The organism is Mesotoga sp. H07.pep.5.3 (assembly GCF_002752615.1).
GTDB classification, from domain to species: Bacteria; Thermotogota; Thermotogae; order Petrotogales; family Kosmotogaceae; genus Mesotoga; species Mesotoga prima.
In genome coordinates, this window is record NZ_AYTV01000022.1 from 124780 (window position 1) to 138516 (window position 13737).

Genomic DNA, 13737 nt, shown 5'->3' on the forward strand with positions numbered 1-13737 from the left:
GATCGTAGAGCCGAGGAAGTCGATGAGGTGGTTCGGTGAATAAGAGAGTACTCATTTCTATCATATTAATTGTCACGTCTGGAATTGCGCTGGCCTTAACACCGGCCGGTACAAAGATCGAGAATATTGCCTCGGCGAGATTTCACAACAGTGATGGCAACATGCTAACTGTCTTCTCTGAAAAGGTCTTTACAACTGTCATGCCTGTCTACGGTTTCACAATAAAACCGGACGGGACCTTCGAAAACCCCGGTCAGGAAATAGATGGTGTGGTGGGGAAGTTGGTCAACGCACACTTCACAGTGACAAATTACGGGAACAGCCCAACTGTGATTTCCCTTGCGGCTCTGCAGGTCTTCCGGGATGATGTTGAAGAAGAGATCCAGTTAGTGGCGGCCGATACCTCGAAAAAACCAGTTCTTAGATTCGAAGGGATCTATTACGATGAAAATGAGAATGGCTCCGTGGATAGTAACGAACCACTCATAGAAGAGATTGAGCTTGAAACGGGCGAATCGGCAAGGATAATTGCCGAGTTCGTCGTCGAGAGTGTTGGTGAAGAATACAACTCTTGTTTCTTGAATGTCATTGGAAGTGATCTGGCAGGAAATAAGGATGAGGACAACATTGTGAGAGTAAATGTTCGCGAGGAACAGCTCGTATCTGCCTCCAAATACCTTTCACAGGAGGAAGTTGTCCCGGGTACCACACAGTCCTACACGATAGAGTTCACGAACGGATACGACATAGATCTCCATTGGGTAAAGTTCACGGATTACATTGACTTCATAGGCCTTTCTCTGGATGGCATTCTCCTTCCAGACTCCATTTCTTCCAATCTCCAGTTCACAGCTCGATTCTTCGACGGTGAAAACTGGTCGGATACGCTTCCTGAAAGAGATGAGGACATTAAGGGATTCGAGCTGACATTCATTGATGTCCCGGCAAAAGGAAAGATAACGGCTGAATTTGATGTAATCTTTCCCCCGGGAGCCGAACCGGGCAACAGATCCAATGAAGGGACAATTGAATACTCTGTGCTCGGTGAAACGAGACAGATCGAAACCAACGAGGTTGAATTCGTAATTGTACCATTTCAATTACCCCTAATAGGCCCGCTCAACTACCCTGAAGCCGCAGAGATGACAGACGAAGACACTACCATCAGTACCGAAACGGTATATGAGGGCCAGTCGGTCATCTTTCTTCACACTGTCAAAAACGGAGGAAACGTTCCCGGTGTAATGGATCTTCTCGTCGGGAGCAGGAATTTCGAAGATACGGATTGGTCTTTTGTATTCTATGATGTTTCGGGAGAGCCCCTGAAGGACAGTGACAACAACGGTTTTGTGGATGTTGGAATAGTTCTGCCGGGAGACGAAGTTGACGTAAAACTGGAAGTAGTGGTTCCGACCGGTCTCACTGGAGACAATGACGGAAATACGTTTAAATTCCTTCCCGAGACGCGAGTCGGTGAGAAGGCAAACAGAACGATAGATATTATCCCAGTCTTGCTGGGAGCCGATTCGATTGATATAGAAAAGTCTTTGATATCTGGATCTCTAGTACTTCCCGGAGAGGAAGTTCATTATTCATTATCTGTACTCAATGAGAGCAATCGAAGTAGTGGGAAAATTGTGGTAACGGATCAGATCTCCGATATGTTGTCAGATCCGTTTGATATAGAGGTCACTACGGAAGCGACGGTTTCTTTCGACAACTCGAGCAGAACTTTGATCGTTGAATTCGAATCCCTTGACCCGCTTGAGAATGTTTCGATCTCCTTCAAATGCAGGACAATGGAAGATCTACCCGAAGGTTCAATAATCGAGAACTCTGCTTCGGCATTCGGAAAGGGTACAGAAGTAGTTTCAGGTACTGTGAGCGCAAAGGTTTATCACGGAAGGCTGGAACTGATAAAGTCTGTTTCGCCTTCCGTTGTGGAACTAGGTTCGGAGCTTACTTACAGGATCGAAATTTCGAACCCCAGTTCCATAGCCACAATCACTGAGCTCAAAATAACGGACGATATTCCAGAAGGAACGAAATATGTAATAGGAAGCACCACAATCGGCGGGGTCTCTTCCGAACCTGCAGTAACCGGCAATCGACTTATTTTCGATAGTCTTGGTTCTCTGGGACCCGGAGAAACGATCATCATTATCTACAAGTTGAAGCTCGAGGAGTTTTTTGGAGAGTCTCTGAAAAACAGGGTGACCGCTACCGGAAAGATGTTTTCGGAGGAGTTCGTCTCGGAGGTAGAGACAGAACCGGTCGTCTCTGAAGCGACCGTACTAAGACCTATGAATCAGGGCTCGGGTATTGTGGGCAGATTGTATCTTGACAACAACGGAAATGGATTTTACGATTCAGAGGACACGGCCCCTTCACCAACGAGGATCTTCCTTGAAGACGGTTCCTTCGTCCTCTCCGATGAAGAAGGGCTGTTCCATTTTGAAAGACTGAAACCGGGAACACACTCTATGAAGGTTGACATCGACGTTACTAATTACGAGCTTTCGACGATTCAGGACGGGCGTTCGTTACGTAACGAAAGATCTTTCATCTTCCAGTCTTTACCGGGTATCTATTCAATAATTGACATTCCTCTTGTAACGAAGCAAGTCCCGCTCGAATCAATAGATATTAAGGACCCCACGCTTCTGAAGGGAATCGATGGAAGGTCTGCCATAATCTCCTCTGTGATCTCTTCTGAGATAGTCGATGGTTCAGGTGACGGGTATATCTTCTATCCGGTGGATGGACAGGAATTTGTCGGTTCGGAGAGAATTCCTGTAGAAATCGCGGTCCCTTCTGAAAGCAGCTTCTCGCTTTATGCAAACGATGTGCTAATTCCGGAAAGCCAGGTTGGCCAGAGGGCCACCGATAAGCTGCAGGAATGGCTGTTTGTGAAGTACTACAACGTGAAGCTAATTCCCGGAACGAATTCTCTCAGAGTTGAATGGAAGGACAGAAACTACGAGGATAGCCACGAGATTCAGATCTACCTTTCGGGAAAACCTCAAAGAATAGAGATAGTAACTGAGCCAGGGATAATTACTGCCGACGGAATAACCGAAGCGGTATTGACTATCTCCCTTGTGGACGAGAAGGGAGTTCCTTCCTCAGTAGGCGGCACACTGATAATCGAAGGACTCGAAGCCGAGGAGGCAGTTGAGGAAAGCGGTGGCTGGGATGGTAGAGTTCTGAGACTGGAGAACGGTGTTGCCACTCTTAAACTTAAGCCCAGGTCAAAGGCGGGTTTATTGGAATTTACTGTCAAATATTCCGACCTCTCGGCCGATGCAAGTATAGAGTACCGGGTAGAAGAAAGACCCCCACTAGTAACTGGATTCACAGACCTGCAATACACACTTTCGACCGGCAAGATCGCGTTGAAAGGAAGTCTTTTCGGCCGTTTGAATTTGGGGGACTCCCTGCTAACCTTCAGAATAGGTGAAGAGGCGTCGGGAGATTTCGACTCGTACTTAACTCACGGAAACAAATCAGAGGCAGGAACTCTGGCTTCCTCAAACAAATGGTATTTCTTCCGTTTCGAAAAGGGCCTTTTCAATTTACAGCTCGGAGATTATTCTTTCGACGATCTGGCGGACTTCGGTCTCTCTTCCAGAGGCAACGGACTCTCAAGCGAGTATCACGGAGAGAGCCTATCATATTCATTCTTCGCAAACCCCGTCTTCGGAGAGGTGAAAAAGGAGGTATTCAGGGGCGAGGGAATAAGAGGCCCTTACTATCTGGAGGAATCTCCAATACAGAGCAGCGAAACAATAATGGTCGTCACCAGAGACAGGGACGGCGAAGTGATAAATAGCGAGCTCATGAAAAGCGGCAGAGACTACGTCCTCTACAATAGCGGGATGTTAATCTTCAGCAGTCCAGTGCCGTATTTTGACATCGATTTCAATCCAGTATTCATTGAAATCGAATACTATGTTGAATCTTCGCTGCCAGGCGATTTAGATTTGATGGGAAGAATGAATTATGAACTTGACGAATGGGAATTTGAAGTAGCGGGCATGGTCGAAGGATTAAGATCTGGACATCGGTTTGTGGTGCTTGACGTTTCAAAACCTATTTCAGAAACTATGCAAATGGATATGAACATGCAGCTTGCCTTCGATGACGGTAATGCGGGATTTAGAACCGATTCCTCTTTGAGATTTGGCAATGAATTTCTCGACGGGAGCCTTGCAGCCCATCTCGACAGAGAATTTGTTGCTCCAGGAAGCTCGAAGGAATCTTCCGGCTTTGGAATTGATTTATCACTGGCTCCGAAAGTTCTGGGATTGAAGATACTGTCAGGATACAACTATGATAAGAAGACCTCGCTCGGAACGCTCTCTTTTGAATTGCTAAAGGATTTCGTTCTTGGAGAAACGCTTCTTGAAACTTCTCTAAAAGAGACTTTGATACACCGTGATGGGAATATGGATAACGAAATCAGGGCAATCATGAAGCCAGTGTTCTCCGGAAAGGATTTCAAGTTCAGGGGTGAGGTCAGCATTGGACTGAAGAATCTCGATCCAATCATGGGAATGATTCTGGGGGCGGACTTCGGAGTGAATGAGACGCTCTTTGCCGGAGGAGATCTCGTCTTTGACTATTCAAGCGGAGAAGAAAACAGATTATCCCTTTCTCCCTATTTACTGAAGAGATTCGACGAGGTTTCACTGGTTGCCCGGGAGAAAATTGAGATCCTCCCTTCGCTTGAGTTTTCGACCGTCATAGGTTTTGGGTTAAATATGGATCACGGCAAATTCGATATTGAAGCAACCCTCGCCGAAAAGCTGTCAATAGGCGCGGGATATACGGCTTCTTTTTCTCCAGACATTGTAGATATCGAGCTTCTTCTCCAGGCTAATCACACGCTGGGTGGTACAGAAACCGAGAACTTCTACTCAATTCATTTCGGCGTTGAAAACAGGGAAATTGAAGATCTGAAGCTAGCCTTCGACGCAGACTTAAAACTCGATGGAAGCCTTAGCTTTGCGAGAATGCTTTTCGAGAGCAGCGGGGAGTACTCGGGATTCGAAAGACTAAGACCCGCTTACCATATGCTTTACTCAAACAGCCCTGCCGTTGAGACAAGCAGATTTGAAGCCCAGGCGGAGCTTGCCTATGTGCCCGATCTCAGAAGACCTCTAGTTCTACTCTTCCAGGCCGATTACTATTCCCAAACAAGAGAGGGGATAAAGGACACAGAGGGAAGCCTATCAATCGATTCCGCATTCTGGATGGACAAAACAATGAATTTTTCGCTTACTGGAGAGTTGTACCTGAAGAAGAGCTCACTCTACATGATCGGCGGCCTAAGGATAGAAAAGACACTCATGGATCTGCTTTCTATCTCCGGTTCGGGGTATCTTGTACTGGACAAATCAGGTAGACTCTACAACCGATACATAGTTGAAATGGGGATAACTCCCCTCCCCGACACACAGATTTATGCAGGATATGGCTGGGGCTCTCTAGAAGAAAGTTTCATAGGGAATCTCCAAAAGAACGGCTTCTATTTCGGAATGAGATTCAAATTCGATGACAGCTGGTTCTTCAAGAAGAAGAAGGAAGGAAGGTTGAACCTATACTTCTTCGAGGACAGAAACCTTGATCAAATCATGGAAACCAGCGAAAAACCCGTTCCAGTAAGAGTCAAAATCGGAGATACGGAATATCAAAGCGATGAGAGAGGCTTAATAGAGATCGATCTTCCCGCCGGTCTCCATACCGTAGAGTTGATCGAATACCCTTCGGGAATGATTTCTCTTGTCAGCGGCCCTTTAGAGATCAGCGTTCCCGAGTCAGGTGTCAGGAATTTTTACTGGCCCTTCATGAAATCTCCGGCATACTTGAACGTAGCGGTATTTGTGGATTCCAACACTTCAGGCCAGTTTGAAGAAGGAGAGGAATACATTGAAAGTTTTTCAGTAAGCGTTGGCGAGGAATCGATATTCACAACTTCGGGAACACTGACGGTGCCGATTACTCCTGGAGAGATGAAACTTTCACTCGATCTGGCTTCATTTGGAGAAGGAGTGAGCATCACTACTGGAGCAGTTGATATTAATGTAGAGCTTGAAGCCGGGGAGATAGAGAGCGTTCGTTTTGGAATCGCGTACGAGAGAAGGATGGAAGTCACGTTATTTGATGATCTCAATGGAAACGGCACAAGAGAATTGGAGGAACCTCTTCTCGATGCCTCGGGAGTACTTACGATCGGCGGCCGTCCCTTCAGAGTGAATTCGCAGACCATTCTAGAAGGAGTCCCTTCGGGAAAAAGCCAGGTGGTCCTTTCAATGGAGAAGGGATTCGAGCGGCTTTACTCACGCACGACGGAAATCGAGACAGTCGAAGTAGACGAAAAAGGCGATACTCGACTGGAAATTGGTTTCGCAAAACGAAGCTCGCTAAACATTTCCATAATTGACGAGTCTGGAGATTATCTGTACGAAGTCGTTAGCCTAAACGTCGATGGAGTCGAATTCCAGGTCTTCGGATTTATAGAACTTGTAGGACTTGTATTCGGGGAACATTTAGTTGAAGTAATCGACTTGCCTAAGGGATATGTAGTCTCGGACAATTTCAGGACTGTATGGCTCGAACCTGGTTCAAAGGGAGATCTATCCATCTCAGTCGAGAAAGAGTGAAGCTAACCTCTTTCTAAAAGCTTAAGTCATACACTTATCTAAATCAAAAACATGTCGGTGTACAGAATGATCGGTTTATAGACAGATGAAGAACATTGTAAATGAAAATCTTCAGCATGCGACAATGGTCTGAGTAAAAAAAATTCGCGATTTGTCACAATTGTTGCACTGTGCAAATCATTGCAGAGCAGCGTCCAAAAAAACCTGAATACTATGCTTTAATTGCTTTCCATAAGTGCTTCACTACAAAACCTTTCAGGAGCGAAACTCAAAAAGTCGCTAACTTAATGAAGAAAGAGCGTTGTCTATGATAATCAAAATTCTGAAACTAAGGATAGTACTTCGGAAAAACTTACTCCAATTATTGTCACTGAATTTCTGCGATTGGGCAAATGAATGGTTCTTTTGAAAGAGATGACTTCGAATACTTGCAGCAAGAAAATTCTATAATCATTCGTAAAAATCAACTCATGGGCAACACTCGAAAATCCCTTGTCCGCTTCCTGTGCTTCCCCAGCTGCTGACTTCGACGTCGAATTGCTCCGTATCTGGATTCCAGTCGATGCTTATTGAACCGGTAGGCGTCCTGTAGGCCCAGGCATAGTGAAGCGTGCAGCACTCCTCACCCTTAACTAGCTTTGTCTCAATGCGGGCTTCACCGGAGGCGATCTTTGCCTCTGAAGTATAACTGCATGCCAGTGGAGGACCACTACATTCAAGACTCCAGGTGATCTTGCCTCTCTCTGTTCCCCAGAGCCACTTGATGATAACGCTGCCAGACTGCTCTCCAGCAACAGGAGAGAATTCCTCTTCTTCTATAACAACGCTGCCGATTACGGAATCCCAGACCACATTGTCTTCATTGACGAGGGCAACGGTTGTGAATTCTGACCCAGAAGAGATTATCTTCCAGTTCAGTCTTATTCTATGTTGGCCAAGTTCAACAAGCTTCTCAACCGCTTCGGAAAAGTCGTCCTGGTCAGCAGAAGGAATTGAAGAGAGAAGAACTACGGATGCAAAAGAAGGATCTGTGATGTCTATCTGGAAAAGCCGAACGGAATCGTGATCAGTAAGCAGTTCAACCGTCTCCTTAAGGTCGTTATCATCGGCTATCGTTCCATGGTAATCCCAGGAGATCAGTTCCAACGAATTTGAGAACAACTGATTCCACTTATCCGAAACAGCTTCGACGTAATTTCTAACGTTCTCGGGAGTCTTTTCGGGTTTGAAACACCCGGCAAAGGCCGTAAGAACGATTAACGCCGCCACAGCCCCAAAGAGGTATCTCTTCATACCAAACGCCTCCTATATGCCGATAATCTTTCTCGTATTTTAGTCTACCATTACTCCGTTCGTTCTGCTTCTCAATTGCCGAGTCTGTATAAGGTGATCATCATGACCTTCACATAATCCATAACTCTCATGAAAAGACAATATGATGATTCTTGTCAATCCTCTTTTGCATCCCTGCCTAGAATATCTTTGTTCATCAGAACAGGGAGTGTCGAAGATCGGCTTGCAGGATCATCAAACAAGGAAGCAGCAGACTTTGAAGTTCGCTCTCTAGACTTCTTCAACCTCATATATCTCATCATAAAACAAACATCGACCGCAATGACTGTCGATTTTTGCTGCGTTGTGAAGAGAGAAGCATACTATCCATTCGCTTTCACATGAACAGCAAATCTTTCAAACAGACCTACCTCTCTCAACTTTTATTGCTTTTCTTGTCAAAAGTCGAATAGAATTCAAGTATGAAGAATCCAGCGCTGAAAGTAGCTTTTCTATACATATTGTTCGGAATCCTATGGATACTGTTGTCGGATATGGTTGTAGACTGGATGTTCGTTGAGAGAAGCACCTCAACGCACGCACAGACTTACAAGGGTTGGGCCTTCGTCCTTTTCAGCGGTCTTCTATTCTACTTTCTTATTTACCGTGAGTTCAAAGAGAAAAACAAGACACAACTCGAACTGGCAAAACAGAAAGACTTTTCCGACGCAGTTCTCGACACGGCAGGAGTTTTCGTTGCGGTCTTTGATAGTGAAGGGGTCATTGTCTTCACAAATGAGACTTTTGAGGAGATTCTTTCACTCAAATCGGAGGATATAATTGGAAAGAACTGCTCCGAAGTCTTCGCATCCCCTGATCTAGCAAACTGGATCGAGAACACCGCAAGCAAGACACTGGATAGAGAGATAGAGAACTTCTATGAGGCCGATTTAGAAACCTCGTCGACTACTCTACACATCCGATGGGCACTGAGCAATCTTACAAGCTGGAGAGGGGAACATGATTACTTCGTTTTGACAGGTGTAGATATAACTCAACTGGTAGAATCAGAAAGAAGCGCAACGCATAGACTGGCAAATATTCGCGCACTGCACGAAATAGATATGGCCGTCAGCTATCACCTCGAACTTGAAAAGATGCTGGATGTCTTTCTCGAAAGATTGATCTCGAGGCTTGGCGTAGATGGCGCCGATGTCTTCTTAATTGACGAAGAAAGAAGTGTTCTGAGATTCGCTCATGGAAAGGGAATAGTCACTGGAGAAATGGACTTCAGAGAGCTTCCAATGGAAGGAACTATACCTAGTTCGGTTGCTTCGTCGGGAAAGCCTTACTCCGGTCCGTTGGACACCTCTAGCAATCCCGAATGCCCGAGGCTCAAGAACCTGATAGATATGAAAGTGAAGGACTATCATGCCGTACCCCTTGAAACGAGAGGAAAAATTCTGGGAGTCCTTGAAACATTCGACATGATGCAAATTCACAGAGACAGTGAATGGAATGATTTTCTGCAGATGCTTGCGGCACAAGCTTCACTAGCGATAGATGTTGCTCTGATGATAGATAATTTGAAAGACAGCAACAGGAAGATCGCAGAAGCTTACGATCAGACTTTGGAAGTTCTTGCAGGAACACTGGAAATGAGAGACATGAACACCAAGAAACACTCAAGGAGAGTAGCCGATCTTACAGTTTGGCTTGCCGAGAAAATGGGGGCATCGGAAGAAGAAATAGAAAACATGTACAGAGGCGCCCTGCTGCACGACATTGGGAAGATTTCTATTCCGGACAGCGTGTTACTGAAGGAAGGACCTCTATCTGAAGACGAATGGAAGGTAATGAAAACTCATCCGACAACGGCGTATGAAGTGTTGTCGCAAGTCGAGTACCTTAGACCTTCGCTGGATATTCCTTACTGTCACCATGAACGCTGGGACGGAAGCGGATATCCCCGCGGACTCAAAGGAGAAGAGATCCCTCTCGCAGCGAGGATATTCGCAGTTGTAGATGTATACGACGCACTGACTTCTGATCGACCCTACCGAAAGGCCTGGAGCAAAGAAAAAACGATTGAATACCTTCTTGAGAACTCAGGATCTCAGTTTGACAGGCACGTCGTGAAAGAATTCCTCGAAATCCTTGAAAGTTATCCTCCACTATGATCTTCTACTACCAGGATCTCAATTTCACTCCTGATGAACCCCTCCACAATTACACCTAAAAGTGGCGATTGCAATAGTGTCCCATTCAAGAGTTATCGTTATGTCGGCAACCTCATAGGTAGTGCCATCAACAAGCCAATCTTCAAAATGATACCCGGCATCAGGCGTTGCGCTCAAATTGACCTCAGCACCCTTATCATAGAAATATATTCCGACATCGGGACTAACGGTTCCCCTTCCGGACTTATAGATTTCTAGAGTAACTTTTTCCACCTCTTGCACAAACGTGGCCGAAACTGACTTATCACGGTCCATAACAACTGAAACGTTCTGGCTATCTGAGTAATTAGAACCATCTAAGTACCACGCTTCAAAACCCCATCCTTCTGCGGGAGTAGCCGAAAGCAGGACGGTGGTTCCCTCTATGTAGTTGTGATTTCCGACTGAAGGACTAACGGAACCCTGACCGGTTGGTTGAGCCATTGTCAAGGTGAAAATCGTTGGAGGCTCTTCAATGAAGAAAGCCCTTGCCGTCTTGCTGGCATTCATTGTGATTGTTATCTGCTCAGAACCTGAGAAGAATTCCCCATCTATCTGCCAGAAATCAAAGTCCCAGCCGTCGGACGGTGTTGCAGCAAGGGAAACCTCGGAGCCCTCTTCATAAACACTGTTCCCGACGGCAGGTTCGACATCTCCACTACCTGAAGGTTCAAGCATTGTAAGTGTGTGAGTCTTACGAACAAAAACGGCCCTTACGTTTCTATCAGTGTTCATTGTAAGTTCGGCTTCATGTTCAGTGGAATAGACTGCATCTTCGACAAGCCAGTGTTCAAAGAGCCACCCTTCTGCCGGTGTCGCTTGAAGTGTTAAAGACTTTCCTGCATCATACTTGTGATCTCCGACAGCCGGAGCAACCGCTCCCTGACCAATTGGTTCGTGCATAGATAGAGTGACCGAAGCCACAGGCTCCTCGTTAAAGAACGCCTCTACTATCTTATCTGCGTCCATAGACAATTCCGTCTCTTCTTCACTCGAATAGAAAACGCCGTCAACCTGCCATCGGTCGAATTCCCAGCCTTCTGTCGGAGTAGCTGAAAGACCGACCAGGGTAGAATAATCAAACTGATACTCTCCCGGTACCGGTGAAATACTTCCCTCTCCTTCTTCATCTTCCATAGTTAAGGTAACCGGTTGTCTCGAGAAAAAAGCTTTGATTGTCTTTTCGGAATCCATTTCCAGTTTCGTCTCTTTCTCATTTGAATAGAATTCCTCATCTACCTCCCATCGGTCGAAGTCCCACCCGTCGTCCGGCACTGCCAGAAGATCTACAGACGTGTTGATCAAGTGTTTATGATTTCCGGGAAGGGGCTGAACCTCTCCTCCCTCATCTGGCTCGAGCATAGTTAGAGTTACGGTCTTGAAGATACACCCAGTAGATAGGAAGACAAAAGAAATTGCTGCAACGAAGATCATAAGTTTGTGAAACCTGAGTTTTCCATTCCTGTAGGTTCTCATAAAAAACCTCCGAAATACATATTTATGTTGCTCGGTTCATGGTCTTCTCTCAAACGTATTATATTCCCGAGCATTTGTGAAAAAATCATTATCAACAGTCATTCAGTCATTGGTTGCCCTTATCCATTAGTGGTTGCAATCCAATCTGTTCATAAATGCTCACGGGAAAGAGAAGAACGTCAGCGTCCACGCATGCTTTTGTAGAAGTCTTATAATGAAGGCAATCACAAGATATTTTAAGTTGAGAAGAAAGATAGGAGTTGATGCTCAGTTCTTTGTGGAATCTACCTCGGAAGAGAGAACCGATGTGCGTTTAGTTAGACTTTCATCCATTTTTTTTGATGAAGCAAGCCTCTTACAAAACTCTCTAATAGATCACTGCAGATATCTGATACTATGGAGGCTCGAACGAAGAATTATTGGCAATCAAGATTGTAGTAGGTGCGTTTGCTCGAACTCAGAACGGATTGGAAAACTGAGACCTCCAAAAGACTCGGGACGATCAATTTGTTGCGCCGGAGCGATTATCAAATCCACCAAGAGAAAGGATCGTCAGTCTATCCAGCTAGTACTGCAGGCTAATAACTGATTCTGATAGGGGCAATAGCTCGGGAAAATTCTGTTATAGCCTGAATATGGTGGATGTTGCCAGTGGTTGGAGTATCGTTGCACCGATAAGGAACAAGGCTCAAAGATGGACTCTCGAAGCTATAATTGCATTGAGAGAGTTACTTCCTTTTCCTCTTTTGGGAATTCATTCCGACAATGGCTCGGAGTTCATTAACGCTCATTTGTATAAGTATTGTTTGGATGAAAGATTGGTCTTTACCAGAAGCCGGAGTTACAACAAGAACGACAATCCTCATGTGGAACAAAAGAACTGGTCTTTGGTCAGAAGGGCCGTTGGCTATTACAGATATGACACTTTGGAGGAACTGAGTATCTTGAATGAGCTATATGAAAGCTTGAATCTCTACAACAACCATTTCCAGCCTACTCAAAAGATGATTGAAAAGACCAGAGATGGTACAAGGATAGTGAAGAAATACGACAAGTTCGCTACTCCTTATGAAAGAGTGCTTAACTCTCCCTGGATTGACTGTACAAAAAAAGATGAGCTTCGTAAGGTTCACGAAGCCCTAGATTTATACAAACTCAAGAGTAATATAGCACATTCTCAAGAATCACTGGTTGACATACAGATAATGAAGTCCAAATCTAACTCAAAGGGAGGTGTTCTTAATCTCCTTCATCTCGACTTCGAGTAGATTTTATTTTGATGCATTAACTCTCTCTTGAGTAGATTTAATTATGATGCATTACCTCATTGCTGTAATCCATGCCCAAGTGCTGAAGAGATCCTTGACACAACCTTCTTGAGGAGATCGGAGTATTTCTTCATAACTTCCTCTTCCATTCGGAAGATAGGACCGGATATGCTTATCGACGCTACAACTACGCCCGATGAATCAAATATTGGAGCTCCGACACATGCAATACCGTCTTCATTCTCCCCCTTATCGAAGGCCGTTCCTCTTGATCTTATCCTTTCCAGTTCTTCCCTGAGCTTGGCTTTGTCTGTTATTGTCTTCGAAGTCTGGGGAATAAGGTCAAGAGTGTCAATAAGCCCTTCGCGATCAGCCTCGGGAAGAAAGGCAAGTATCGCCTTTCCCACGGCGGTACAGTAGAGAGGCGCACGTTTTCCTATGTATAACTTGGTGTGGAGCGACTTAAAGCTTTCGAAGCCTTCAATCGAGACAACCTCCGTTCCGTCGAGTATGCCCATGTGTATCGTTTCTCCAGTCTGAAGGTGGAGTTTCTCCATTTCGGCAAAGGCCACATCCTTCAGTTTCATTGAAGAGAGATAAAGACTTCCCAGCTCAAAAAGCTTGATCCCTATTCTATATGTGGGAGTCTGGCTATCCTTTTCAAGAACATGTTCTTTGCAGAGGGCCTCCGCGATTCGATACACGGTTGCCTTGGGCAAACCGCTCTTTTTAGTCAGATCATCAAGACTCAGTCTCGATTCTTCAAGACTGAATGAACTGAGAATTTTGACGATCCTTTCAACACTCTGCATATAAACCCCTCGACTATGATCTGAC

Annotated in this window: 5 protein-coding genes and 1 pseudogene; 3 read left to right on the plus strand and 3 right to left on the minus strand. The window is 45.3% G+C overall.

From position 1 onward, the window contains the following. Window positions 1–35: 35 nt before the first annotated feature. The gene (locus V513_RS09730) at window positions 36–6665 is read left to right on the plus strand and encodes a DUF11 domain-containing protein (protein ID WP_099772591.1); all 6630 of its coding nucleotides are present in this window, start codon (window positions 36–38) and stop codon (window positions 6663–6665) included. Between the two features lie 468 nt (window positions 6666–7133). On the opposite strand, the gene V513_RS09735 is transcribed toward V513_RS09730, so the two are convergent. After that, on the minus strand, window positions 7134–7958 hold the full coding sequence (locus tag V513_RS09735; RefSeq protein ID WP_099772592.1) for a hypothetical protein: 825 nt from the start codon (window positions 7956–7958) through the stop codon (window positions 7134–7136). 461 nt (window positions 7959–8419) lie between these two features. Between V513_RS09735 and V513_RS09745 the strand changes: the two genes are divergently transcribed. Continuing rightward, a complete protein-coding gene (locus tag V513_RS09745) occupies window positions 8420–10117 on the plus strand; it encodes an HD domain-containing phosphohydrolase (RefSeq protein WP_099772594.1) in 1698 nt (565 codons plus the stop codon). Between the two features lie 24 nt (window positions 10118–10141). On the opposite strand, the gene V513_RS09750 is transcribed toward V513_RS09745, so the two are convergent. Beyond that, window positions 10142–11632: an InlB B-repeat-containing protein gene (locus V513_RS09750; RefSeq protein ID WP_099772595.1), complete on the minus strand. Its 1491-nt coding sequence runs from the start codon at window positions 11630–11632 to the stop codon at window positions 10142–10144. 593 nt (window positions 11633–12225) lie between these two features. Between V513_RS09750 and V513_RS09760 the strand changes: the two are divergent. Continuing rightward, a pseudogene (locus V513_RS09760) lies at window positions 12226–12900 on the plus strand (ISNCY family transposase); the annotation flags it as partial. 56 nt (window positions 12901–12956) lie between these two features. Here V513_RS09760 and V513_RS09765 read toward each other — a convergent pair. Beyond that, window positions 12957–13712 carry an IclR family transcriptional regulator gene (locus tag V513_RS09765; protein WP_099772597.1) on the minus strand — a complete coding sequence of 252 codons (756 nt, stop codon included), beginning with the start codon at window positions 13710–13712 and terminating at the stop codon, window positions 12957–12959. Window positions 13713–13737 lie beyond the last annotated feature (25 nt).

Bases quoted from the DNA above. Each gene is read 5' to 3' on its own strand.
- V513_RS09735 (WP_099772592.1), bottom strand. From the start codon at position 7,958: ATGAAGAGATACCTCTTTGGGGCTGTGGCGGCGTTAATCGTTCTTACG.
- V513_RS09745 (WP_099772594.1), top strand. From the start codon at position 8,420: ATGAAGAATCCAGCGCTGAAAGTAGCTTTTCTATACATATTGTTCGGA.
- V513_RS09750 (WP_099772595.1), bottom strand. From the start codon at position 11,632: ATGAGAACCTACAGGAATGGAAAACTCAGGTTTCACAAACTTATGATC.
- V513_RS09765 (WP_099772597.1), bottom strand. From the start codon at position 13,712: ATGCAGAGTGTTGAAAGGATCGTCAAAATTCTCAGTTCATTCAGTCTT.